17 protein-coding genes and 2 riboswitches are annotated in these 25,175 nt (G+C 71.6%); of the genes, 5 read left to right on the plus strand and 12 right to left on the minus strand.

Annotated elements, in window-relative coordinates; all coding sequences use genetic code 11:
• Nucleotides 1-5: 5 nt before the first annotated feature.
• The 9 genes from VF584_12115 to VF584_12155 form a co-directional block, all read right to left on the minus strand.
• Nucleotides 6-785: a WecB/TagA/CpsF family glycosyltransferase gene (locus VF584_12115; GenBank protein ID HEX8210912.1), complete on the minus strand. Its 780-nt coding sequence runs from the start codon at nt 783-785 to the stop codon at nt 6-8.
• Nucleotides 782-1,822 (minus strand): glycosyltransferase, encoded by a 1,041-nt coding sequence (locus VF584_12120; protein ID HEX8210913.1) that lies wholly within the window; start codon nt 1,820-1,822, stop codon nt 782-784. Before VF584_12120 ends, VF584_12115 begins: the two co-directional genes overlap by 4 nt.
• On the minus strand, nt 1,819-3,183 hold the full coding sequence (locus VF584_12125; GenBank protein ID HEX8210914.1) for an O-antigen ligase: 1,365 nt from the start codon (nt 3,181-3,183) through the stop codon (nt 1,819-1,821). Before VF584_12125 ends, VF584_12120 begins: the two co-directional genes overlap by 4 nt.
• Nucleotides 3,173-4,123 (minus strand): glycosyltransferase, encoded by a 951-nt coding sequence (locus VF584_12130; GenBank protein HEX8210915.1) that lies wholly within the window; start codon nt 4,121-4,123, stop codon nt 3,173-3,175. Before VF584_12130 ends, VF584_12125 begins: the two co-directional genes overlap by 11 nt.
• 2 nt (nt 4,124-4,125) lie before the next feature.
• Nucleotides 4,126-5,073: a hypothetical protein gene (locus tag VF584_12135; GenBank protein ID HEX8210916.1), complete on the minus strand. Its 948-nt coding sequence runs from the start codon at nt 5,071-5,073 to the stop codon at nt 4,126-4,128.
• 161 nt (nt 5,074-5,234) lie between these two features.
• Complete coding sequence (locus VF584_12140; protein HEX8210917.1) at nt 5,235-6,578, minus strand: oligosaccharide flippase family protein; 1,344 nt, start codon at nt 6,576-6,578, stop codon at nt 5,235-5,237.
• Between the two features lie 35 nt (nt 6,579-6,613).
• Nucleotides 6,614-8,146, minus strand: a complete 1,533-nt coding sequence (locus tag VF584_12145) for a sugar transferase (GenBank protein ID HEX8210918.1) — start codon at nt 8,144-8,146, stop codon at nt 6,614-6,616.
• Between the two features lie 10 nt (nt 8,147-8,156).
• Nucleotides 8,157-8,247: riboswitch (cyclic di-GMP riboswitch) on the minus strand.
• A gap of 172 nt (nt 8,248-8,419) precedes the next feature.
• Nucleotides 8,420-10,846 carry a polysaccharide biosynthesis tyrosine autokinase gene (locus VF584_12150; GenBank protein HEX8210919.1) on the minus strand — a complete coding sequence of 809 codons (2,427 nt, stop codon included), beginning with the start codon at nt 10,844-10,846 and terminating at the stop codon, nt 8,420-8,422.
• Nucleotides 10,847-10,853: 7 nt separating this feature from the next.
• Nucleotides 10,854-11,480, minus strand: a complete 627-nt coding sequence (locus VF584_12155) for an SLBB domain-containing protein (protein ID HEX8210920.1) — start codon at nt 11,478-11,480, stop codon at nt 10,854-10,856.
• Between the two features lie 291 nt (nt 11,481-11,771).
• On the opposite strand from VF584_12155, the gene VF584_12160 reads away from it, so the two are divergent.
• Both VF584_12160 and VF584_12165 read left to right on the plus strand, forming a co-directional pair.
• The gene (locus VF584_12160) at nt 11,772-14,258 is read left to right on the plus strand and encodes an HD domain-containing phosphohydrolase (GenBank protein HEX8210921.1); all 2,487 of its coding nucleotides are present in this window, start codon (nt 11,772-11,774) and stop codon (nt 14,256-14,258) included.
• A 289-nt stretch (nt 14,259-14,547) separates the two neighbouring features.
• Nucleotides 14,548-14,639: riboswitch (cyclic di-GMP riboswitch) on the plus strand.
• 14 nt (nt 14,640-14,653) lie between these two features.
• The gene (locus VF584_12165) at nt 14,654-15,796 is read left to right on the plus strand and encodes a glycosyl hydrolase (protein ID HEX8210922.1); all 1,143 of its coding nucleotides are present in this window, start codon (nt 14,654-14,656) and stop codon (nt 15,794-15,796) included.
• Nucleotides 15,797-15,866: 70 nt separating this feature from the next.
• Here the strand turns inward: VF584_12165 and VF584_12170 are convergent, their stop codons facing one another.
• From VF584_12170 to VF584_12180, 3 genes are all read right to left on the minus strand, one after another.
• Entirely contained in the window at nt 15,867-16,223 is a 357-nt protein-coding gene (locus VF584_12170; GenBank protein ID HEX8210923.1) for a hypothetical protein, read from the minus strand.
• Between the two features lie 188 nt (nt 16,224-16,411).
• Entirely contained in the window at nt 16,412-17,632 is a 1,221-nt protein-coding gene (locus VF584_12175) for a DUF3131 domain-containing protein (GenBank protein ID HEX8210924.1), read from the minus strand.
• 393 nt (nt 17,633-18,025) lie between these two features.
• A complete protein-coding gene (locus tag VF584_12180) occupies nt 18,026-18,445 on the minus strand; it encodes a hypothetical protein (GenBank protein ID HEX8210925.1) in 420 nt (139 codons plus the stop codon).
• 409 nt (nt 18,446-18,854) lie between these two features.
• Here VF584_12180 and VF584_12185 point away from each other — a divergent pair, with 409 nt between their 5' ends.
• From VF584_12185 to VF584_12195, 3 genes are all read left to right on the plus strand, one after another.
• Nucleotides 18,855-19,262, plus strand: coding sequence for a hypothetical protein (locus VF584_12185; GenBank protein ID HEX8210926.1), 408 nt, complete (start codon nt 18,855-18,857; stop codon nt 19,260-19,262).
• A gap of 211 nt (nt 19,263-19,473) precedes the next feature.
• The gene (locus VF584_12190) at nt 19,474-20,577 is read left to right on the plus strand and encodes an HD domain-containing phosphohydrolase (protein HEX8210927.1); all 1,104 of its coding nucleotides are present in this window, start codon (nt 19,474-19,476) and stop codon (nt 20,575-20,577) included.
• 10 nt (nt 20,578-20,587) lie between these two features.
• Complete coding sequence (locus tag VF584_12195; protein ID HEX8210928.1) at nt 20,588-25,159, plus strand: glycosyltransferase; 4,572 nt, start codon at nt 20,588-20,590, stop codon at nt 25,157-25,159.
• The last annotated feature ends 16 nt before the right edge of the window (nt 25,160-25,175 follow it).

Here is a 25,175-nt window from a genome sequence, read left to right on the forward strand (position 1 = left end):
TTTTTCTAATGCTTAGTGCGGCGATACTGCTGAAGGACGAGCTGTACGAACTTTGGGTTGGTGACGGCGTAGCGCTTCCAGAGGCGGCGCGGCTCGGCGGCGAGGCGGTAGAACCACTCGAGGCCCGAGCGCTGCATCCACACCGGCGCGCGCTTCACCATCCCGGCCACGAACTCGATGCTCACGCCGATCCCCACCAGCACGGGCACCCCCAGCCGCGCCCCCTCGTCGGCCATCCAGTACTCCTGCTTCGGCGCGCCCAGCCCCACGAACACGATCTGCGGAGCCGCCGCGCGAATCGCCTCGGCCGCCTTCGCCGACTCGGCGGGATCGTTTTCGAAGCCAAAGGGCGGGCAGTACGTCCCCGCGATCTCCAGGCCCGGATAGCTGGCCCGCAGCCGCTCGCTCGCGGCCTCCGTCGCGCCGGGGCGCCCGCCGAAGAGAAAGATGCGCACGCCCGCCTTCGCCGCCGCTTCGCACAGGGCGGGGAAGAGGTCGCTCCCGCTGATCTTCTCCGGGACGGGCGTGCCGAGGAGCTGCGCGGCCCACACGATCGACATCCCGTCCGCCAGCGACAGCCAGGCGTTGTCGTAGACGCGGCGGAAGCGCTCCGATTCCTGGAGCATCACCACGTGGTGCGCGTTCGGGGTCACCACGTACGCCGGAGGGCCGCCGCGCCGCGCGCGATCCACGATCCGGTCCACCGCCTCCTGAAAGGTGCAGGCGTCCACCCGCACGCCGGCGATGTCGATGGTGGGGAAGGGGGCCTCGGCCGCTGCCGTCATGCCCGCTCCGGCGCGAGGCCGATCTTGTCGAACCCGGTCTGCTTCATCTGAAAGGTGCGCCACAGGCGGGAGAATACGGGGCGCGGCGACACCAGGCACGCGGTCCAGTACGCGGTGAAGAGCAGCTTCTGGCGCACGCCGAACGTGCCGTCGATCCAGGTGGCGCGCGTGAGCTGCGAGTACGAATGCACCTGCTCGGCGGCACTCCCCTGGAACTTCGCCAGCGCGAAGACGTGCCGCACGAAGTACGAGTTGCGCCCCACCACCTCCTCCAGCCCGAAGTGCTTCGCCAGCACCGACTGCAGCTCCACCCAGCGGCCCACGCCCTCCGGCGACAGCATGGTGCGGATGTGCACGCCGCCGGGGTGCATCCTGTACTCCGCGAGCGGCTCGGCCACCGCGCGCACCGGGGCCAGCAGCGCCGCGCCCAGCGTCAGGTAGAAGTCGGCCGCGGCGCGGAAGTGCTTGATGGGCATCGGCACGAGCTGGCGGAAGACGTCGGCGCGGATGATCACGCCGGACGTCGCGGGGGCCGCCACGCGCGAGGTCTTGCGGATCTGCTCGCGCAGGTCGCCCTCGGAGAGCTTCGCGTGTTTTGGCCGTACGTCGCCCGTGCGGCGGCCCTGCGAGTCGATCACGTAGAGCGGGTGGATGATCATCCCCGCATCGGGGCTCTCGGCGGCGACCTGCGCGATCGTGGCGAGCTTGTGCGGAAGCCAGAGGTCGTCCGAGTCCAGCAGCGCGATGTAACGCCCGGTGCAGAGGCCGAAGCCGTGCTCCACCGCGGCGGACTGGCCGCTGTTCGGTATGGTGTCCAGGACGGCGCGGTTCGGGTGCGACGCGCGGAAGCGTTCAATCCAGCCCGACACCCGCGCCTCGGTGTCGTCGGTGGAGCCGTCGTTCACCACCACGATCTCGTAGTCGGCGCGGCTCTGCGCGGCCACGGTGTCCAGCGTCGCAAGCACGTACTCCGCCTGGTTGTAGCTGGCGATGAGCACGGAAAACGTCGGCCCCGCTCCCTCCTCGGGCACGCTCATCGGCGGGCGCCGGCGTGGGCGTACACGGGGGCGGGCGCCGGGGCCGGCTCAGCGACGGCGCGCGTCTCGGCGGCGGGGCGGCGCAGGATCCAGGAGCACACCGTCGCGGCGTACAGCACCCAGAAGAGGTTGTGCCGCGCGCCCAGGCCGCTCTCCGTCATGTTGTAGAGGAGCAGGTAGCTGAGGAAGAGGATCGGCCAAAGGGCGAGCGCATCGTGCGTGGAGCGCAGCAGCTTCACTCCGCGCACCGCCGCCACCGCGAACCCCACCAGGAAGAGGCCGACGCCTATCAGGCCGACCTGCAGCGCGAGATCGAGGAAGCCGTTGTGCGCGTGCGGCGTCTCCCACTCCAGCACCCGCGCCACGTCGCGGGCGGGGCTGTTGGGGCCCGGCACCCAGAAGGCGCTGTAGCCGTAGCCGAGCCCCGCGCGCCGCATGATCATGTCCCACACCACTTCCCACATCGGCGTGCGGCCGGTGAGCGTGGGGTCCTTGCCCATCGCCGTCAGCAGCCCCTCGGCCTTGGCGGCCAGCCAGAGCGCCATGCTGCCGCCCACCATCACGCACGCGATCAGAAAGGGCACGGCCAGCGTGAAGTGCCAGCGCAGCGAGCGAAAGAGGACGGCCAGCAGCCCCATGCTCATCAGGACGACGAGCGCCGTCTTGGAGGTGGAGGCGAGCACCAGCGCCGCGCACAGCGCCGCGCCGCACGTCCCCACCCAGCGCCGGCGGCCGAGCGAGGGGCGCAGCACCATGAAGACGACCGTCCCCAGCACCATCACCTGGCCCAGCGTGTTCTTTTGCGGATAGACGCCGCGCCACGCCCCCGCGTGCACGTCCGAATGCACGCCGTACGCGGGAAGGGCGATGGAGAAGACGACGGACATGACCGCGGCGATCCCCAGCGCGGCGGCGAGCAGCTTCAGCAGCGTGCGCGTGTCGTAGCGCGCCGCCAGGTACACGCCGAACAGCGTCGTCAGCACCCATGCCGCGCCGCGCCGCTGGGTGACGTCCGGCGCCACCGACCACAGGGTGGAGACGACGCCGAGGCCGACCAGCGCCATCGTCCACACGTTGCGCATGGCGGCTGTGAACACCTCACGCCAGTGCACCAGGATCCAGGGGAAGAGTACGATGTAGACGGAGGTGTACACCGTCCGCAGCGTTGCATTCTCGGCCGTGGGATCGGACTCCACGCCCGCCATCATGGGGGCCAGCGCGGTGGAGAAGAGGAAGAGCCCCGCCACCACGATCGCCGCCTCGGCGCGGTCGAGCACGGCGCGGGCCGCGTCGTGCAGCGCCGCCTGCCGCGGGTGGCGGGGGCGCGCGGGCGCAAAGGACGGCTGCAGCCTAGTTGCCATGGGTCACCCGGTACTCGTCGTACTTCAGCCCCACCAGCCCGGTGAGGTTCCCCGTGCCGAAGCACACGTACCAGAGCGACCTCACCACCATGTGGCGCCCCATGATCCACGAGAAGGGGAGCATCGCCATCCCAATCCCCACGCGCGCCAGCCCCTTGGCCGCGCGCATGGTGGTGGCGCGCACGCCGGGGTCCAGCTCGCGCTCGCAGAGGCTCCAGGTGTTGGCGCCGCGATAGATGCGCATCAGCACCCAGCGGGCGTTGGCGCGGCTCGCGGGGATCCACTCGTGCGCCAGCGCCTCGTCCGCCCACACCATCCTGCACCCCGCGCGGTGCAGGCGCAGGAAGAGGTGCGTGTCCTCGCCGCCGGTGAGGGCGAAGCGCGCGTCGAAGGGTGCATCGAAACGTTCCAGTGCGGCCAGGCGGATCAGCACGTTCCCCGTCCCCGGGTCACGCACGGGCGTGCCGGTGGGGCGGCGGGGATCGACGAAGAAGCCGCCCCTGCGCACCCACTCCGGCGGCTCGCTCTCGAAATGCCTCGTCACCGGGCCGGCGACCACGTCGGCGTCGTTGGCGCCCTGCGCGTGGAGGAGCTCGTCCAGCCAGTTGGGCTCGGGCGCCTCGTCGTCGTCGATGAACGCGACGAAGTCCGCCACCTCGCGCGCCACCGTGATCGCGCGGTTGCGCGCGAAGGAGATCCCGCGCTGCATCTCGCTCTCGTAGCGCAGCGGCCAGGGGAGGCGGGGGCGCATCTCGTCGCAGACGGCGGCGGCGCTGTCGGGGGCGTTGTCCACCACCACCACCACGACCTCCGGGGGCGTGACGCGCGAGAACGTCAGCCCGGCGATCGCCTCCAGGCACCGGCGGAGGCCCACCGGGCGCTGAAAGGTGGCCACGCAGATCGCCACCCGCTGTGCCGGACCCGCGACGGCCTGCTGCACCGCTACACCCCCACGGTGGCGCGCGCTTCCATCCAGTCGAGCATCGCCTCCTGCAGGTCGAACTCGCCGCGCTGCACCTCCGGCACCTCGCCCGCTTCCACGCAGCGCAGCAGCTCGGGGAGCATGCGGTAGTAGCGCTCGCTGCGCACGGGCGGGTGCAGCGACCACATCCCCGGCTCCTGCCCCAGGAAGTCGACGCGGCGCAGCGTCCGCTCCGTCATCATGCGGCTGACGGTCTCCTCAATGCACTCGTGGGTGGTGTGCCCCTTTACGATCGCCTTGGCCACCGACCGGAACGGCCGGCGCATCCTGATCCGCTCCCGGCTGAAGTGCTTCGCCAGGGTGCGGCGGTCCGCGATGAAGATGCGCGTGCTGAGCGTATCGAAGCGAAAGGCGCGTCCCAGGTCGTGCTCCGGGTCCGACCTCTGGGAGCGCAGCAGCCCGTCCGCCGCCGGCGGCCCCGCGAGCGGGTTGCACGCAAGCACGTCCGGCCGGCCGCTGAGCACCTGCACCGCCTCCTGCGACCAGGTGGGGCTCCCGCCGCCCAGCATCATGTCCGCGTCCAGGTGAAAGACGTGGTCGTTCCGCGACGCGTGCAGGGCGTAGAAGTAGGGGTAGATGGGCGTCCCCTTGAAGTCCTTGCGCGGCAGCTCGCGCCCGTCGAAGTACACCGACGCCACCTCCGCCATCATCTCCGGCGAGTAGTCGATGTAGATGAAGCGGGCGTTGGGGTGCTGCCCGCAGAGCGGCTCCAGCACCTTTTCCAGCGCCCTCTCCGCCTCGGGACTCCGCACGTGCCCCCGGCCGCCGCGGTGCGTGTCGATGGTGAACAGCACCTCGTCCACCTGCCCGCCGAGCTGGCGAAGCTGGTGCGCGATCGTCTCACCCGCGTACCGCGTGTCGGACGGCGCCACGCTCACCTGCAGCGTCACCCCCGCATCGTTGCTCATCGGAATACCCGGTTCAAAAGGTTCGGCGGACGGGAAGTCACGGAATGGGAGTCCTAAGTGCTAAGTCCTAAGTCCTAAGTGAAGCCGCACTCACGCACTGCCATTCAGCACTTAGCACTTAGCACTTAGCACTTAGCACTTAGCACTTAGCACTTAGCACTTCACCTCGCCGGCGCCGCGAACACCGGCCCCGCCTGCGCCGCCCCACGCTCCGCCCGGTACAGCCACAGAACGACGCACCACACCAGCACCGCCAGCAGCCCGTCGGAAACCAGGCTCGCCCACGCCGCGCCGCGCCAGGAGTAGAGCGGAATCAGCCACAGGTTGAGCGCCACGTTCACCACCGCCACGATCACGTACAGAGCGCTGCGCACCGCCTGCTTCCCCGCACCGGTCAGCGTGTCCGCGCCCAGGAACTGCACCGCGCGCAGCACGGGGAGCAGCGCCAGCCAGCGGAGGGCGCCCACGGTGTCCGCGTACCCCTCGCCCAACAGGTACGGGATCAGCGGCGCGCACAGCCAGAGCCCCACCCCCACCAGCGCGCCGTAGCCGCTGGCGATGGGAAGCAGCTTCTTGGCGAAGCGCACCGTGCCGCTGACCCCCGCCGTGCCGCTGCGAAAGAACTGCGTGTACGAGGCGATCAGCAGCGAGAGCAGCGGCGCGACCGCCACGTCCAGGATGCGGTACGCCGCGCCGTACGCGCCCGCCGCCTGCAGCGTGGCGAGCCGCGCCAGCATCGTCTTGTCGATCTCGCTGTAGATGCCACCCGCCGACTGCCCCACCGAGAAGTAGAAGCCTTCCCTGATGCGCGGCATCCCGGCGCCCGCGAAGTCGGGCGCGCCCAGCTCGCGGAACACCAGCACCAGCGCGAGCACCGCCGCGAAGGCGGAGCTGGCCAGGAAGCCCACGCCCCACGCCACCGGCGTCGGCGAGGGGACCACCGCCAGCATCACCAGCGCCGCGGCAAGGCGCGCCACCACCATCCACACCGAAATGGCGGCCGTGCGCTTGAGACGCCCGAACGCCCAGAAGGCCTGGCTGGAGATGTCGGTGAGCCGCGCGAACACGAGCTCGGAAACGGCGACCGTCACCACCAGCCAGATGGAGATGGAGGCCGGGAGCATCCACCGCGAGAGCCCCAGCACGGCCGCGCACAGGAGCAGCCCGGACACGGTGGTGACGACGAGCGCGTTCCCCCACCGCCTGGCGAACTGACCGGGATCGCGGGCCACGTCCTGGATCAGGAGCTGCCCCGTCCCCCAGCTCGCAAAGGGCACCAGCACGCCGGCCAGCGCCACCACGCCCACGAAGGCGCCGTACCCGTCCGGCGCCAGCGCCCGCGCGATGAGGACGAAATAGGCGGTCTGGACGAGCGAGCGGCACCCGTAGCCCAGGAGCATGGACCAGGTGCCGCGCGCCAGCGAGCTCGCCTTCAGCCGGTCACGCAGCGCCTGGCCGCGCTCACGAAGCGAGCCGCGGCCGGGCTCGGGTGCCGGGCCGCTCATGCCGGAAACACTGTCATATTGGAGTGCGGTGGGGGCTAGCTCGCCCCCACCCCGCGCAGCACGGTGGGAATCGTCTTGGCCAGGATCTTCATGTCCAGCGCGAGCGACCACTCGTCGATGTACTTCAGGTCCAGCGTAACCCAGTCGTCGAAGCCCAGGTTGCTGCGCCCGCTCACCTGCCACAGCCCCGTCATCCCCGGAGGGGCGCTGAACCGGCGCATGAACCACGCCTGGTCGAAGAGCTGCACGTCGCGCACGGCCATGGGGCGCGGGCCCACCAGCGACATGTCGCCGCGCAGCACGTTGATCAGCTGCGGAAGCTCGTCCATCGAGGTCTTGCGGAGGAAGCGGCCCACCGCCGTCACCCGCGGGTCGTTGCGGATCTTGAACGCCGGCCCGATCGCCTCGTTCTGCGACTCCAGCAGCTTCTGCAGGACCTCCGCGTTGGGCACCATCGTGCGGAACTTCCACATCTTGAAGCGGCGCTTGTTGCGGCCGTAGCGCTCCTGCGCAAAGAAGATCGGCCCCGGGCTGTCCATCTTGATGGCGATCGCGATGGCCAGCATCAGCGGCGCCAGCAGCACCAGCCCGATGGCGGCGCACACGAAGTCGGCCGCGCGCTTCATCTGCTGGCGGTAGTCGTCGTGGAACACCTTCATCGCCACCACCGAGAGCCGGTCCCCGTGCTCCAGGCGGGGGCGGGCCACCGCGACCTGGAAGACGTCGGCCAGGTACTTGGACTCGGTGCCGGTGCGCTCGCACACGCCGATGGCGTGCTGGATCTGCTCGTAGCACGACTTGATGGGGAGGGCGATCAGCACCTCGTCCACCACCTGGTGCATCAGGATCTCTTCCAGCTCCTCCAGCGAGCCCAGCTTGGGCGCGTCCAGGCTCTCGGACAGGTGGTGGTCGTTGGAGTCCACGAAGCCCAGCAGCTCCACCCCCTCGCCGCTGGCGCGGATCTCCTGCGCCACCCGCAGCGCACGCGGGCCGCTCCCCAGCACGATCACGCGGCGCACCGTGCGGGTGCGGGCGGTGCCCACCAGCGTCCAGAAGGGCGCGCGGATCGCCAGCGTGGCGCCCACCGAGCCCGCCCAGAAGAAGAGCGCCGTCTGCACGCGCAGCGCCGGGCTCAACGCCATCAGCGGGAAGGCGAATGCCAGCGCCGCGCCCACCGTGCACGCCGCGAGCACGCGCAGGATGTCTTCGCGGCGGCGGAAGGGCCCCGGCTCGTACAGGCCGGCCAGCGACAGGATGCGCGGCCAGACGAGGGCGAAGCCGCCCACCATCACCGCGCTCTTGACGCTCACCTGCTGGGCGAGGAAGGCGTCGACCCCCGCCGGCAGCCGCTGGAGGTTGGCGAAGGCCCACACCGCGAACAGCACCGCGAGCGCCGCAAAGGTGTCCAGCGTCCCCCCCAGCTCCGGGGTGAACGCGTTGCGCTCGGGCGGGCTCGCCGCGGCGATTCCCGCCGCGGGCGCCGTGGGCTCCGCGGTCCTGGGCGACGGAAAGAGCCCGACGCCGGGGAACGCTCGAAGAAAGGGGCTTTTCAGTACTGGAGTGCTCATCACGCTCACCTTCGGCGGCTGGGCCGTCTCGGCAGGCTGCTGCACCTGCGAGACCCCTGGCTCTGCGGCCCCGCCTCGCGGCGGGTGTGCTCTTCTCGGGTGCGGACCGAAGCGCCGGACGACGCTCAGGCTGTTACCACCGGGTTCCTCTCCGGCGTCCGTCCTTGCTATGGGGCTAAGCGAATTCCGTACCATCTGCAGCGGGTGTTTCCCCTGTAAAATTATATGCCGATCCGCTTTGGCGCGTTCATGTTACGTGCGCTGCGGGGATCGTTACGCCTGCGATGCCGTGTAGTAGCTCTGGGCGTACGACTGCCACTTGTAGGCGGCGTCGTACTCGCGGTCGCGGTCCGGGTCGATGTCGTTGAGCAGCGTGCCCAGCACCGGCAGGCGGGCCCGGCGGCACTGCTCGGCGCACTCCACCAGGGCGTCGAAGGGGGTCACCCCGGCCCGCGCCACCAGCATCACCGCGTCCGCGTAGCCGCCCAGGACGGCGGTGTCCGCGAAGACGTTGATGGGGGGCGTGTCCAGGATCACCAGGTAGTACTTCTGCCGCAGCCACTCCATGAGCGCCTGCGCGCGGGCCGAGCCGAGCAGCCTGGTGCAGTCCGCGGGAAGGACGCCGGTTGGAATGTAATGCAAAGCGTTGCCATTCCCAACGTCTACGGTGCGCAGCACCTGCTGGAAGGACGCGTTGCCGGCCAAAAGGTCACTGAGCCCGCGCTTCCGCGGCCCTATGCGGGTGCTGAGCGTGCCGCGGCGCAGGTCCGCGTCGATCAGCAGCACCTTGAGCCCACGCCGGGCCAGCGTAACCGCCAGCCCCGCCGCGCTCGTGCTCTTCCCGTCGCCGGGCAGCGGGCTGCTCACCACCAGCGTCTTGACCTCCGCGTCCGGCTCGGCGAACTGCAGGTTGCGGTGCAGCCACTCGTAGGCATCGGCCGCGGGGGAGGGCCCGGCGGCGGTGCCCGGCAGCAGCGGGAGCGCCCCCGCGGGGACCAGCGCGGTGCCTCCGCCCCCGGGAGTCAGCATCCGCCTGGCCGAGGCCAGGGCGCCGGGGCGCTTTTCCGACTCCTTGAGCTCCGCGATGCGCGGCACCCAGCCGAGCACGGGGTAGCCGGTGGCGGCCTGCACGTCGTCGCGGCTGTGCACGGTGCCGTCGCGGTACTCGCGCACCATCCCCGCGCCCACCCCCAGCAGCAGCCCGGCGATCCCGGTGAGCCCCAGCAGGAGCCCTTTTTGCGAGCCGACCGGCTTCATGGGGAGGTCGGCCGCCTCCACCACCCGCACACCCGGGTCCTGCACTGCCTGCGTGATCTCCGCCTCCTTGAGGCGCGTCTGCAGCAGCCCGTACGTCTCCTCCAGCACCCGCGTCTGCCGCGAGAGCCGCGCGAACTCCAGCTGCTTCCCCGGGATCTGGTCCATCCGCCGGGAGAAGGTGCCCAGCGTGTTATCGATGGACGACACCTGGTTGGCGAGCCCGCGCTGGTACGTCGTCACCAGCGAGGTGAGCTGCGACTCCAGGGCCTGGGCGCGCTGCGTGAGCGCCACCACGTCCGGGTCGTGCTCCTTGCGCCGCGTAAGCAGCTCCGCGCGCTGGCTCTCCACCGCCGTCAGCGAGCGCAGCATCTCCGACGCGGCCTCGTTGCGCAGCAGGGAAGGGTGGCCCACCAGCTCGCGGTAGGGGGAAGGCTGGCCGGGGATGCGCGCCCGGGTGCGCGCCTGGCTGATGAGGTTGCCGAGCGACGCCCGCTCCGCCTCCAGCACCCCGCGCTCCGCCTGCATCTGCGCCTGCCGCGCCACCTGCGTGCTCGCCTCCACCGGCAGGTCGACCACCTGGTTCGCCTCGCGGAAGGCCTGGAGCTTGTTCTCCGCCTCGGTGAGCTGCCCCTTGATGGTACCCAGCTGCCCGCGCAGGAAGTTGGCGGTGGTGCGCGCCTCGGTGCTGTGCACCTCGCGCCGCATGGCGATGAAGTTGGCGGCGAGCACGTTGGGCACGTCGCGCACCAGCTCGGGGTCGCTCCCCTCGTAGCGGATGTCCACCACGCTGGCGTTGCGGTCCTGCTGCGAAACGTCGGTCGCGTCGATCAGCGACGCGGCGGCGCCCTGGCGCGAGTCGATGGCGATCTCGAACTCGGCGGTGCGCGACGCGGTCCGCGCCAGCACGAGCTGCCCTTCGGGGATCCTCACCTCGGCGCCCGGCGCAAAGGTGCCGATGCTGGCGCCGCTCTCCGCGTCGGTGACGTCGAAGGTCAGGTCGTCACGCCGCTCGAAGCGGTAGTGGGCGGGCTGCACGTCCGCCGCCACCGCCATGCCGGCGAGGAGCGACGAGCGCCGCGCGCCGCCGGGCTTCGCCACCGTCACCTGCAGCCGCAGCGAGTCCACCACCGCCTCTGCCAGCGTGCGGCTCTGCAGCACCCGGATGTCGGTGGCGATGTTGTCGTCTTCCACCACCGCGACGGCGGGCGCGGCGGTCTGCAGGCCGGGTCGCGGCGGGCTCACCCGCAGCGAGGTCTGCGCCTGGTACGACGGCTCGATGCGCCGCACCAGCATGAAGCCGGTTCCCAGCCCCGCGGCCAGGCAGGCGAGGATCAGCCAGCGGTGCCGGCGCAGCGCGCCCCACACGGTGCGGGGCACCACGCCGGGGGCCGCCGCGGGGGCGATCGGCGTCGTGGAGCCCGGAAGGGCGAGTCGTTCGTTCATGTACACCTCAGCGGCTAAGTAGCGCGATCAGCAGGCCCACCGTGCCGGTGATCGCGGCGGTCACGATCCCGGTGTTGCGGGTGATCCAGCCCCGCTCCGGCACGAACAGCTGGTCGCCGGAGCGGATGGAGGTTGCGGCCAGGCGCGTCTCGGCGGAGAGCGCCACCGGAAGGCGGCGCCCGCCGCGGATCAGGTCGATCCGCTTGGGGTTCCCCTCCGACGTGGTCCCGCCGGCCAGCGCCAGGGCATCCGAAACGGTCATGCTGGGCTCCACCGAGTAGATCCCCGGGTTGCGCACCGCGCCCAGCACCTGGATGCGGCGGAGGAGCACCACCTCGATGGATCGGTGCTGGAGGAAGTCCGCGTACGCCGCCACCAGCCGGGCGGTGAGCGCCGCTGGCTCCTGCCCGCCGACCTGCGTGGGTCCCAGGCGGGGCAGCACCGCCACACCTTCGTCGTCCACGCGGAACTCGCCGGAGAGGTCCGGCTCGCGCCAGATCTTCAGCCGGATCAGGTCGCCGGGGCGCAGCGGATCGACCGAGGCCTGCTGCGCCTGCACCCCGCCGGGGAGCGCGCAAACGAGGGCGAGCACGACTGCGGCCAGCCGGGCTGCGCGGGCGATCGCTGCGGTCATTAGGCTTTGTATTTGGATTGGTCGCGACACCGGCAGATGCCAGGCGGCATCTGGAGCGGACGCCATTCGGTTGCCTTGCTGAACACCGTTTCCTGCAATCTGCGGACCAGGGAAGTAGCAGCTTGGGTGTAACAAAAACGCTGCGACTCGGGGGCGATTGGCCCACGATGTGCGCTCCGGCCGGTGGGGCCGCCGCCGCAGACCTTGCAGGACCCGCGCTCCGGCCCGATTGTGTGGGGACCGGTGCCTCCGCGCGTCCGGCGCCTCTGCATCCAACTCCTCGAAGCCAACATGGCCGACACCTCCCGAAGCCAGCTCCGCAAGCTCAAAGAAGAATACGCGCGCAACCCCGGAAGCCGCGTCTTCGTCCACCTGGCCGAGGCGCACCGCAAGGCGGGCGAGCTCAAGCAGGCGCAGCAGGTGCTCACCGAGGGGCTGCGGCGGCACGGCGACTACCCCAGCGGCCTGGTGGTCCTGGCCCGGGTCCTGGCCGACCAGGGCGAGGACGAGCGCGCGGCCGCCGTGTGGCGCGACGTGGTGCGGCTGGACCCCGAGAACATCGTGGCCCTGCGTGCCCTCGGCGACATCGCGGAGGCCGCGGGGCGCCGCGTGGAGGCGATGCAGCTCTACCGCCGCGTGGTGCGCCTGGAGAACGGCGACCCGGAGGACGGCGAGTCCGAGATCGTGGCTCCCGACTTCGACGAGGAAGACGCCGAGCCCGCCTCCGCCGCGGAGCCCGCGCCCGCCCCGGCCGAGCCGGTCCCGGCCTGGCGCATGCGCCGCGTGCAGCCGCCCGCGCCTCCCGCCCCCGAGACCCCGCGCGAGCCCGATCCGGTGCCCGCGTGGCGTATGCGCCCGGCCGAGCCGCCCGCGCCCACCCCCGAGCCTGAGCCCGTCCGCGAGCCCGAGGCCACGCCCGCGTGGCGTATGCGCCAGCCCGATCTCATCGCGCCCACTCCGCCGGCGGAGCCCGTGCGCGAACCGGAGCCCGAGTCTGCAGCGGCGCCGCCGAAGAGCCGGTTCTCGTGGCTCGTGCGCACCGTCACCGGCGGCCGCGTGGACGAGCCGCAGCCCGCGCCCCCCGCCCCCGTCCGCGACTACGCGCGCGGCAGGGAGGAGACGGTCTTCGAGTCACCCGTCGCGCCGGATCAAGTACCCGCCGACAGCGCGTATGTGCCCCCGCGGGAAGAGCTTCCGGAAACGGTTGCCGAAGCCGCGCCGCCAGAGCCCATCGTGCCCGCCGAGCCGGTCCAGGTCGCCGACCCGTCGGAGCTGGACGCCGACACCGCGCCGCTCGCGGCCGAGCCGGAGCCGGCCGCCGCGGAGCAGGAAGCCGAGCCGTTCGAAGGCGTTCTCGATGGCGTCGCCGCCGCCGAGCTCGCGCCCTCTGCCTACGTGGCGGAGCGCTGGGCCGCATCCACTCACAACCCGGAAGTGGAGGAAGCGCCCGTCGCGGATGACGTCCCGGTCGCCTATCACGCTGCCCCCGACACGTCCCTCCCGGACGACGAGGAAGTGGACGAAGTTGCGCCCGGCGACATCGTGGTGATCCAGATGGATGATGATGCGTCGGACGCGGAAGAGGAGGGCGAGGCCGAAGCCGCAGTCACCTCCATCTTCGAAGGCGCGGACGAAGACGTCACCCGCTTCGTGGAAACCCAGGCGCAGATCGAGACTGTTCCCGCCGAGCCGGTGACGGAGCCGGAGGCGGAGGCCTTCGACGAAGAGCCCGAGGCGGGACCGGTTCGCTTCGACGAGCTTGCGAAGCTCGCGTACACGGCCAGGCCGGCGCCGCCCCCGCAGGCCGACCCGCTGGCTCAGATCCGCGCCGAGATGTACGGCGCGCCCCAGGATACGCCCGAAGCGGAGATGGGCGCCGGCGCCGCGGGGCTGGCGGAGGTGCTGGTGCGCGTCCTGGAGCAGCAGGGCGGGGTGATGCACGCCGAGAGCAGCCTGCGCCGCCTGCTGGCGGTCGCGCTGGCGCGGGAGCTCGGCCTTCCGCCCGCGCAGCAGGACGCGCTCGCGCTGGCGGCGCTCCTCAGCGCCCTCGGCGAGCTGCGCGACGGCGGCGCTGCGGATGCGGGGCGGCAGCTCGCGGTCACGCTGCAGCTCCTCTCCGGCGTCACGCTTCCGGAGACCGCCCGCCAGGCGCTGGCGCACCAGTGCGAGCGCTGGGACGGCGGCGGCTTCCCCGCCGGGCTGCGGGAGGAGCGGATTCCCTTCCCGGCACGCATCCTGTCCGTCGCTCGCGCGGCCGCGGCGCTGCTGTCCGAGCGCCGCCCCGGTGCCGGCCAGGTGGTGGACGACCTCCAGCGCCAGGCCGGCAGCGCCTTCGACCCGCTGGTGGTCAGCGTACTGCGCCGCGTCTTTGCGCAGCGCGAGCGCCACGGCATCGGCTACGGCTGGGGCGGGCGGGTGGCGGTGGTGCACCCCCACGAGCTGCGCGCGCTGGAGCTCGCCGCGCGCCTGCACGGCGAGGGCTACGCCGCCGAGACCGCCGGCAGCGCCGCGGGGTTGCGCGAGCTGCTGCGCACCGGCTCGCCCCAGGCGCTGCTGCTGGGCGCCGACCTTCCGGACGCGGATGCGGCCGCGCTGGTTCGCGAGGTCCGCGCGGTGGGCGGCTCGCTCCCGGTGCTCGTGGTCGACGCCTCCGACGCCCGCCGCCGCGTGGAGCTCCTCGGCGCCGGCGCGGACGTCTGCTTCCCCGCCGACGCCGAGTTCCCCGAGGTTCGCGCCACCCTCGACGCGCTCCTCCGCCGCCGCGAATCGTCAAGCTGAGAGCACGGCAACCGCGCATCACACAGAGACACAGAGGAAACAACAAGAAGCAAAGGTTGTTTCCTCTGTGTCTTTCCGTTTCCTCCGCGTCTCTGTGTGAGACTGCTGTTGCAAAATTCAGCTTCCACCGCAAAACACGGCACTCCCGGCCGCGCCGACCACCGGAGCCGCAGACGTAAGTAATTGAGAAACAGCAAGTTGGCATTCTGCACGGCGCCGGAACGCGCCGTGCGAATGGAGAGGGCGGGCGGTATGCCGCCCGGTTCCTCGCCCGGACGCCCCGGGCCCCCACCGAGAACGGCAAACCCGCCGAAAGACGGGGACGCAAAGCTACGAGGCTACCGCGGGCCACACGCCCGCCACGCCAGTCGGGCCGCCGAAGAGGGTGATGTGCCATGCGATCCACGCGCACCGTACGCCGCGGTCCAGCCGCGCTGTTCCTCCCCCTCGTGATCCTCGCGATCTCCGCCTGCAGCGGCGACTCCCCCACCGGCTCCACGCCGACCGAGACGGAGCCGACGACCTCCCCGATGATCGCCGACCCGGCCAACCGCCCGTTCTTCGGCGGGGCGTACCTGGGCGACGCGCTCAGCACGCCGGAGCACATCGCCGGCGCCATCCGCGACTTCGGGAAGCTCACCGGGAAGCAGCCGGCGCTGGTGAAGACGTTCCACGACCTGTCGTGCGACTTCTCCGCCACCGGGTGGTGCGGCAAGCTGGTGCGCGAGGTCGTCTCCACCGGCGCCACCAGCTACCTTGCGCTCGACGTGCGCTGGGCCGGCGGTCCGCGCACCGGGGTGCTGGAGCCGATCATCGCCGGGAAGGCGGACGCCGAGCTGGCGCGCATGGCCCGCCAGCTCGCCTCGCTGGGCACCGTGGTGCTGGTGGAGCCGGCGTGGGAGATGAACGGCAACTGGGACTACGCCTGGCAGGGGGCCGCCAACGGCGGCGACCGCAACGCCCCGGCCCGCTACGGGCAGGCGTGGCGCCGCATCGTGGACATCTTCCGCCGCGAGGGCGCCACCAACGTGCGCTGGGTCTTCAACCCCAACGTAGGCAACCCGCTCACCAACCGGGCCACCGGCGAGTCGCACTGGAACTGGTACGGCAACTACTACCCGGGCGGCGACTACGTGGACTACGTGGGCGCGCACGGCTTCAACGCCCCCAAGCTGTGGGGCGGCGACTGGCTGGCCCCGGCCGCGATGTTCGACGGCGCCTCGGCCGACCACATGCTCTCCGACCTGGCCAGGCGCTACCCGGGGAAGCCGATCCTGATCGGCGAGTTCGCGTCGGACGAGGGGAGCGGCGACGCCAAGGCGCGCTGGATCCGCGAAGCCTACGCCACCCTCCGCTCGCACCCCAACGTGGTGGGCGCCGTCTGGTTCAACATGGACAAGGAGACGGACTGGCGCGTGAACTCCAGCGCCGCCTCGCTCGCCGCCTTCCGCGACGCCATGCGCGACAGCGGGGTCGCGATGGCCTACAACGAGGCCCCCGCCGCCTCCCGCAGCGCCAACATGCTCGCCTCGCGCTGAGCGGACCGCACGCGAAAGCGCCCCGCCGAGAGATGCTCTCGGCGGGGCGCTTCTTTTCTGTATCCGCCCGTCAGCGCGGGACGAGGAGGAAGTTGGCGGAGCCGGGGACCCAGAACACCGAGCCGTTGTTCATGGCGTAGCCGAAGCGGTACTGCGCGGTTACCTGCCACGAGGTGTCGGTGGCGACGGTGGCGAACACGCGGATGGCGAGGAGGCGGTTGTCGTTCTCGGAGCGCGGCTCCTCCAGCCCCATCCGCATCGGCGACACCAGCAGGCTCCAGTCGTTCACGGTGCCGGATGGGACGTTCACGAATTCTCCGTGCGCCAGCGTCCCCGACACCGACTTGGGCGCGGGGCGCCGGCCGACGGTCGCGCACCCCGCCGTGGAAAGGATGCAGGCCAGCACCGCGATTCGCCTGATGCTCATGGTCTCCGTTGGTTTACAGGGGTGGAACAGCGGGCCTCACGCGGAGACGCGGAGACGACGAGAGGGGCGCAGAGATCCAGCCTCTCCCCAACCATTTAATTCATCCCCACGCTTCGCGAAAGCTTTGTGTTCGCGAGGCCTCCCTCTCCTGCGTCTCTGCGCCACTGCGTGAGACATGCAGTTGCGGTCTAACGGACTGCCCGCGGCGCGGGTGCCGCGAGCGGACGGCCGGTCATGCGATAGAGCGCCGCCTCCAGGATCACGGCCGCCGTGTTCACGTTCTCGCCGCCCGTGGAGCGCCCGTTCGCCTCGTATACGCCGGAGCTCCACCCGGTCGTGCGCCGCGCGTCGGCCACGGTGCGCAGGGCGATGCGCGTGTAGTCGCTGGGAAGGAGCGCGTGCCATCCCCAGGCGGCCTTGGCGCTCACCCAGCGCTCAGTGCGCGAGGCGTTGTTGGAGCCCTGCGCGCTGACCACGAACGTCTTCCCCTGCAGGTTCACGTTGTAGTAGTAGAAGTAGTACGGCGGCCGGGGGATGGCGTCCTCGCTCACGATGGTGACCTGCTTGGTCCGCCTGAAGCGCTCGCGCTGCACCTCCAGCATCCGCATCGACAGGTCGCGCAGCGGCGGCGTCCATCCCACCTCCAGGCCGTGCAGCACGAACGGCTCGCTGGTGAGGTGGTCCTGCCCGCGCCGGTCCGCCACCAGCGGCACGCCCAGCACGGTGATGGGGATGGCGTTCACCGCGGGGTTCAGCGCCTGCTCCGCGCGGTGGCCCCACGCCGCGAAGCCCGCCGCCGCGTACTGCTCGTAGGGGATGCGCCCCTCCACGTACCTCAGCTCACGGCCGGCCGGGGTGAGGGTGGAGCCCCACAGGTAGCCGTCCTTCACCAGCTCGCTCATGTCCAGCCGCGCCACGACGGAGTCGATCTTGGGCGCGTACTTCGGCTGGTTGGTGCGGATGACGTGCAGCCAGATCAGCATCCGCCCGATGTCCGTGGCGGACCACCCCGTGCCGCGCCCCGCCGACCTCCAGTCGCGGTCGTCGCGCCCGGCGATGACGCCGGTGCGCGTCGAGTAGTTCTTGCTGAACGCGATCCCGTCGTACAGCCGCAGGCGGCCGAGCGTGTTGAGGGCCAGGCGCATGCGGCGGTCGTACTCGTCGTCCTCCAGCAGCCCCAGCCGGTTCCCGCAGTACAGCGCCGCCAGCCCGCTCGCCATGTCCCAGATCGTTGCGTACGGGTATGCGGCGACCGAGTTTACGAGGCCGGTGGACGGCTGGTACTCGCGCTCCACGTACACCCAGGCACTCTGGGCGGCCAACATGAAGGCCGCCCGCTCGCCGGGAAGCGTGTCCAGCTCGAAGCGGGGCAGGGGGCGCGACTGGGCCGCACGCGCAGCCTGGGCCACACGCGCAGTCTGGGCCGCACGCGCAGCCTGGGGCGCGGGATGTGCGTCGCCTGAACTTCCGGAGCTCCCGTCCGGAGAGGTCAACACGAGCCAGCCCCCAATACCGAGCATGAGGGCCGTGGCGTACACCGTGGGATTCTGCACGAATCGGGATTTCATCGTTGGGGCCGGATGGACACGGTCCGTTGCCCGGGCGGGAAGGCCCCCGCGCGCGCGGCCGCCGGCCCGCAACGGGAGCGTCGCCGCGGCGCTCCTGGCGGGCGTGTGCGCGCTGGCGACGGGCAAGGTGGCGGAAGCGCAGGCCACGTGCCAGGGGTCGCTCGCAATTTCTTCCTCTTCGGCCCCCGCGCTGGTCAAGTTCATCCCCGCGGCGACGCGCTCCGGCGTCGTGTTTCACGCCTGGCTGGACACGAACCGCACTCCCTCCGCCGGGCACCTCGTCGTAGAGAACACCAACCCGTACCCCGTGGCGGTCCGCTTCGACGCGGTGCTGTGGGGCGCCGCCGGCTCCGTGGCCGGCGGCTCGCGCTGCGTGTGGCTCCGGCCGCGGGAGTTCGCCGTCGCCGTCCACGAGTACCCGGCCGGAAGGCTGTCGTCGGTAAGGGTCGGCGATGCGGAGGTGAGCCGGATCGAGCCTCCGCCCGTTCGCGTGGCGTCGGGCCTGGTACCCCCCCGCGCCGTTCCCCGCCCGCGCACCCGCGCCCCCGAGCCCGCACCTTCTCGCCCGGCTTCTTCCGCTCCATCCCGCACCGAGACCGCGACGCCGGCGTTGCTGGAGACGCCGCCGACCACGCCGGCACGCCGGCGCGACACCGCCGCACCAACCCTTCGCCGCGAGCGCATTCCTCCGACGCAGGTGGTTCGGCGCGACACCGCAACGCGATCCACAGCGCCGCGCCGGGAGACGCGTGCGCCGACTGCTCGCCGGGAGACATCTGCGCGAGCCGCGGCCCCACGCCGCGAACCGGCATCGCCAGCGACGCGCCGGGAAACGCTTGCGCCGACCCGCACAACTCTCGGCGACACACCGGTAGCCTCCGCATCTCGCGGAGTGCCGCCGAACCGTGCGACTCGCCGGGATACGACGGTCCGCGCCCCGGCACCTCGCCTGGCGGCGGTCGCCCCCGCGCCGACGCCGCGCCGAGAGACGGCTGCGCCCGACACATCGTCGCGTGCGGCAACAGTGCTGGCACCGCGCACGCCATCCAGCACATCGGATCCGTTGGCGCGCACGCCCGCGATTACCGCCGACTCGGCTGGCGCAGCCGCGATGACGGCGCGCATGGAGGATGAGCCCGCGGACTCGCCGCTGAGCGGTGAGCCGGTGATCGCCCCGAGGCCGGCTCCGTCGCGGTCGCCCGAGGGTGAGTCGGCGGAGTCCTATCCGAACGTGGTGCCCGCGTCGAGCGTCGTACCTGAGGGTGCGGGCAGGGCGGATACGGCCCGTCCGGTCAAGCTGAGGGAAGACGCGCCGCCGCTGGCGAAGACAGGAAAGACGGTGTTCTCGGTGGCCTTCGCGGCGCTCATGGTGCCGGCGGGGATCGTGCTGCTGATGGCCATCGGCGGGGTCGCGTGGCTCCTGGCCGCCAGCGCTCTGCGGCGCGCATGGCCGGGGAGGCGCCGCGACTAGCACATTCTGTTAGGATGAAACGTAACATTACACTTGCGCGAGCCCCGGAAACAGGCTTTTTTGGGGGCAAGCTTCTTGCTTTGGAGTTGCGGGCCCGCCTCACGTCGCCGCACCGGCTGGCGAGAGGTGCCGCGACGCTTTGCCCGCCGCTGGCCACCCGGCCGACCGTTGTCCAAGGCACACCCTCCTGACACGTATTGCGAGGAACATCATGCCAAAGCCCGTCCAGCGCGCCGTCTCGGCCCCCGAAACGGCCGACGATGAAGCCGTTTCCGTGAGCACCCCGCCCGCGGCGTCCGCGCAGGACGCGGCTCCCGCGCAAGACGCCGCCGGAGGCTCGTCCACCGCCGCGCTGGCCGAAGTGCTCGTGCGGCTGCTGGAGCGCGACGGGCCGGTGATGCGCGCCGAGAGCAGCCTGCGCCGCCTGCTGGTGCAGGCGCTGGGACGCGAGCTGGGGCTGAGCGCTCCGCAGCAGGAAGCGCTCGGGCTGGCGGCGCTGCTGGGCGACCTGGGCGGCTCCAGCGGCGAGCCGGGGCGCAACCTCGCGGTCACACTGCAGCTCCTCTCCGGTGTGGCGCTTCCCGAGGCGGCCCGCGAGGCGCTGGCGCACCAGTACGAGCGCTGGGACGGCGGTGGGCTCCCGGCCGGCCTCCGCGAGGAGCAGATTCCCTTTCCGGCGCGGGTGCTTGCGGTTGCCCGCGCGGCGGCGGCGCTGCTGGGCGAGGGCCGCTCCGGAGCGGCGGCGGTGGTGGACGAGCTGCAGCGCCAGGCCGGCAGCGCCTTCGACCCGCTTGTGGTGAGCGTCCTGCGCCGCGTCTTCGCGCAGCGCGAGCGCCACGGCATCGGCTACGGGTGGGGCGGGCGCGTGGCGGTGGTGCACCCCCTTGAGCTGCGCGCGCTGGAGCTGGCGGCGCGCCTGCACGGCGAAGGCTACGCCACCGAGACGGCCGGCACCGCCGCCGCGCTGCGCGAGCGGCTGCGCGCCGGGGCCCCGCAGGCACTGGTGGTGGGCGCCGACATTCCGGACGCCGATGCCGCCGCGCTGGTGCGCGAGGTGCGCGCGCTGGCCGCATCGCTCCCGGTGCTGGTGGTGGATGCAGCCGACGCCCGCCGTCGCGTGGAGCTTCTCGGCGCCGGGGCGGACGTATGCTTCCCGCCGGACGCGGAGTTCCCGGAGGTGCGCGCCACGCTGGACGCCCTCCTGCGCCGCGGCGAGGCGACCTTCCCCCGCGAGGCGACGCTCCAGCTTCTCGAGGAGCCGCGCGACGCGGCCCGTTCCGCGCGCCCGGTCTCCGCGGGGGTGCTGGGGGCCTGAGACAGGATCCGTGACCGCCAGGACGATGCACTCGCCTTCCGCTCTCGACACCGCACCTGCCCCTCCGGCCACGCCGGAGGGGCCGGACCCGGTTCGGGCGCTGCTGGCGGGGCGGGCCGCGGTGTGGAACGCCATCCTCCTGGTGACCGGGCCGCGCGCCAGGGCGGAAGGGTGGGGTCCCGAGGCCGCGGTCGCCATCGCGCAGGAGGCGGCGTCGGAGGGGAGGCTGGTGGTGCTGGCGGAGCTGGACTTCGAGTCGCCGTCGCTGCACCTGCACCTGGGCGTTCCGAACGACGAGGGGGCCGCGGACGTGGTCCTCTTTGGCGCATCGGTACGGCGCACCGCCCGGCCCGTGGAGGGGCTGGGTTTCTCGTTCCTCCCCTCCGGTGATGCGCCGGACCCGGAGCAGGTGTTCGCGCACCGGCACTGGTCCGTCGCGCGGGCGGAGGTGGCCCGCGCGGGCGGCCTGCTGCTGTTCTACGCGCCGTTCGACGCGCCGGGGCTGCGCGATCTGGGCGCGCGGCTGGGACACGCGCTCGCCCTGGCGGAGCCGGACGAGGTGGAGGGGATCCGCCGCGTCCTCGGCTCCCGCTGCGAGGTCGCCGCCGCGCTCGCCCCCGGCGAGCCGGAACCCGCGGCCGAGGCGTTCGCCGCGCCTCTGCCTGTCGTCGAAGCCCAGCCCGCCGCGGAGCCGCAGCCGTTCGCCGAGCCCGCGGCCGACGATCTGTCCGAAGCGGACGCCACCATCGCGGAGCCCGCGGCGGCCTACGACGTCTCCGTGCCGGACCCGGTCGCCGAGCCTGAGCCTGCGCTCGCTGCCGAAGCCGCACCGCTCGCGGACGCCACGCCGCTCGATGAGGTCGCGGCACCAGTCGAGGCTCCACCCGTCGAGGACGCTGCGTGGCTCGACGAGGTCGCGCGTTATGTGGAAGCCGAACCGCTCGGTGAGGTTGCGCCGTCCATCGATGCCGTAGCGCTCGACGAGATTGCGCCGCCCGTCGAGGCCACAGCGCTGGACGACCTGGCGCCGTCAGTCGAAACCGCCCCGCGAGACGACATCGCGGAGTCTGTTGAGGCCGCACCGGTTGATGACATTGAACCGGCGTTCGAGACAGCAGCACTCGACGAGGTTTCGCCGCCGGTCGATGCCGCACCGCTGGATGAAGTCACGACGTTCGACGAGGTCGCGCCGTCCGTCGAGGCCGCGCCGCTGGACGAGATCACGTCCCTCGATGAGGTCGCGCCGTCCGCGGAGCTGGAGCCCGAGTTCGCAGACGAGGCTACGTCGTCCGGTGATGTCACGTTCCTCAATGAGGTGGCAGCGTTCGATGATGTCTCGTCCGATGACGAGGCCGTAGCGCTCGGCGAGGTCCCGTCGTCTGCCGAGCTGGAGCCAGGGCCCGCGCTCGCAGCCGATTCGCCCGCGCAGCTCGCGCCTGAACTGGCGACGGAGCTCCACGTCGATCCCGCGATGGAGCTCTTCACGGAGCCGGATTCCGTTCCTGCGAATCTCGCTGAGGTCGCGCCGGAGCTGGAGACGGCGACGGTGCACGAGCTTCCGGCGATGCTGGCCGAGCCGGTGGTGCCGGCGCCGCCGGTGCAGGCGCGCAAGGCGACGCGATACTCGGTGCCGCGCCTCCCGGAGTGGCAGGAGCGGATGATCCGCATGCTGGCGGTGGTGACGCTTGCGTACGGCGTCTACTACATCTCCTGGCGGTGGACGCAGTCGCTGAACACCGAAGCGCTCTGGTTCTCCATCCCGCTGGTGCTGGCGGAGACGTGGGGGCTGCTCACGGCGTTCATCATGGTGCACTCCGTGTGGCGTTTGAAGCACCGCGATCCGGTGACGCCGGCGGAGGGGCTGAGCGTGGACGTGTTCATCACCTCCTTCGACGAGCCGCTGGAGGTGATCCGCCGCACCTGCGTGGGCGCGCGCGCCATCCGCTATCCGCACCGCACCTACATCCTGGACGACGGGAAGCGCGACGAGGTGAAGGCGATGGCCGCGCAGCTCGGCATCGGCTACCTGCGTCGCGAAGACAACGCGCACGCCAAGTCGGGGAACCTCAACCACGCGCTGAAGCACACCCGCGGCGACTTCGTCCTGCAGCTAGACGCGGACCACGTGCCGCTCCCGCACATCCTCGACCGGCTGCTGGGCTTCTTCGAAGACCCCAAGCTGGCGTTCGTGCAGGCGCCGCAGGACTTCTACAACACGGACGGCTTCACCTACGACGTCAACGAGTCGTGGCAGCGGATCTGGGAGGAGCAGCGGCTCTTCTTCTCGGTGATCCAGCCCGGCAAGGACTCCATCAACGGAGCCTTCTTCTGCGGCTCGTGCGCGGTCTTCCGCCGAGAGGCGCTGGAGTCGATCGGCGGCTTCGGCACGCACAGCATCACCGAAGACATCGAGACCTCGCTCCTGCTGCACGCCGCGGGGTGGCGGTCGGCGTACTACGGCGAGAGCCTGGCGTACGGGCTGGCGGCGGGCTCGGCCACGGCGTTCCACGTGCAGCACCTGCGCTGGGGGCAGGGGGCCATGCAGGTCCTCCGCCGCTTCAACCCGCTCGCCCACCCGGGGCTCACCCTGTCGCAGCGCGTGTCGTACTTCGGCTCGCTGACGGCGTACGTGGGCGGGGTGCAGAAGCTGGTGTTCTACTGCGCGCCGCTGGTCTTCTTCCTCACCGGCGCGCTGCCCATCAAGGCGGTGGACCGCGAGTTCCTGCTCCGCTTCCTGCCGTTCCTGCTCCTCTCGTTCATCCTTTCGGACCTGGTGTCGCGCGGCACGGCGAACACCTGGATGTCCGAGCGCTACCAGATGGCGAAATTCTGGACGTACACCCGCGCGGTGGCGTCCGTGCTGTGGCCGCGGCCGCTGCGCTTTACCGTCACTCCAAAGGGGCCGGGGCACGTACCCTTTCGCACCTACGCGCCGCAGGTGGTGCTGATGGTGACGACGCTGGTGGCGCTGGCGTGGGCCACGATGGCGCACCGCTACGGGTGGGTGGAGTACGGGGTGGATGGATGGGCTTCCACGGCGTTCCGGGTGAACCTGCTGTGGGCGTCGCTCAACTTCATCCTGGCGGCGTCGGTCATCGGGCTGAGCCTGCGGGTGAGGCAGCAGCGCGGCGACCACCGCTTCCGCGACCAGTTCCCCATCACCCTGCGCACCCCCGCCGGGGCCCATGGAAAGCCGCGGTCGTGGATCGCGCTGACCGAGGACCTGAACCCCACGGGGATCGCCTTCCGCATGCCCGAGCGGCTCCCGGCGGGGTCCGAGCTGCGGATGAAGCTTCCGCTTACCACCGGCTCGGTGACGGTGCGGGGGAGGGTGGTGCACGAGGTGAAGCTGGAGGGCCCCGGCCCGGCGATGTACCGGATCGGCGTGGCGTTCGACGGGGTGCCGCTGCGGGTGCGCGACGCCATCGAGCTCCACTGCATCCAGCACGCGGTGCCGCTGGAGCGCGCGCAGTACACCGGTCCGCGCCCCCTGCTGGCGCGCACGGCGGAGTGGACGCGCAACGCGCGGCGCGAACGGCGGGAGCAGGTGCGCCTTCCCGCGCGCGTGTGGCTGCGCAGGGCCCCCGGCGCGCCCGAGGAGCCGGGGAGGAGGATGGCGCTGCTGGCGGAGATCAGCGCCAGCGGCGCGCGGCTGGTGATGGACGAGCCCGTGCCGGAGGGGACGCTGGTCCGATTCGTCGTCCCTGGCACCAGGATCCGCGGCGTGGGAAGAGCCGTTTTTTCGCAGGCGACTGAGACTCCGATCGGTGTGCGATTTGCCATCGGCGTCCGGCGGAGCGGGGGAGCCCCCCCGCGCCAGACACCCGTTCCGGAGAGGAAGATGGCCATACCCTACGTGCTGAAAAAGGCGGTTTCGCTCCTTTGCATCCCGCTGGCGGCCGCGGCCGCTTCGGTGCCCGCTTCGGCGCAGCTGCAGGCGGTGGTGTACGGCGGTGCCGAGCTGGACACGCAGGATCTCGCGCTCTTTTTGCTCGGTGCTTCGGTGCACACCACCGGGCTGGGTCCCGGTGTGGGCGTGGGCGTGATGGGCTACAACCTCACCTACCCCGTGGTGGGGAACACCACCGAGTCGGTGAACGCGGTGCAGCCGCAGGTGGAGCTGCGCTACGGCTTCACCACGGGCTCGGTGCAGGCCAACGTCGGCTACCTCTTCATCCAGGGGAAGGACGTGACGCCGATCGGCGCTCCCGGCGGCGCCGAGGACGGGCTGGTGACGGCGCTCCAGGGCAACTACTGGGGCTCGGAGGGCGGCTCGAGCGCCGACCTGATCGTCAGCTACAACTGGGGCGGCGAGTACTTCTGGACGCGCGGCCGCGGGCTGCAGCAGATCGCGCCCTTCCGCGAGCGCGGCGGGATCAGCCTGGGTGCCGAACTGGTGGCGCAGGGCACGGCGGCGGACGACACCTATCGCGCGTTCCAGGCGGGGCCGGTGCTGGAGGTGGCGTTCTCCCCCGCGTTCCGCCTGATCGGCGTGGCCGGCGCGAAGACGGACAACCGCGTGGATGCGCCGTCGGTGTTCCCGTACTTCAAGCTGGAGTTCGTGGCGATTCCGGGGCTCTGACCAACGGGCCTCACGC

This window comes from Longimicrobium sp., assembly GCA_036389135.1.
Lineage (GTDB): Bacteria > Gemmatimonadota > Gemmatimonadetes > Longimicrobiales > Longimicrobiaceae > Longimicrobium.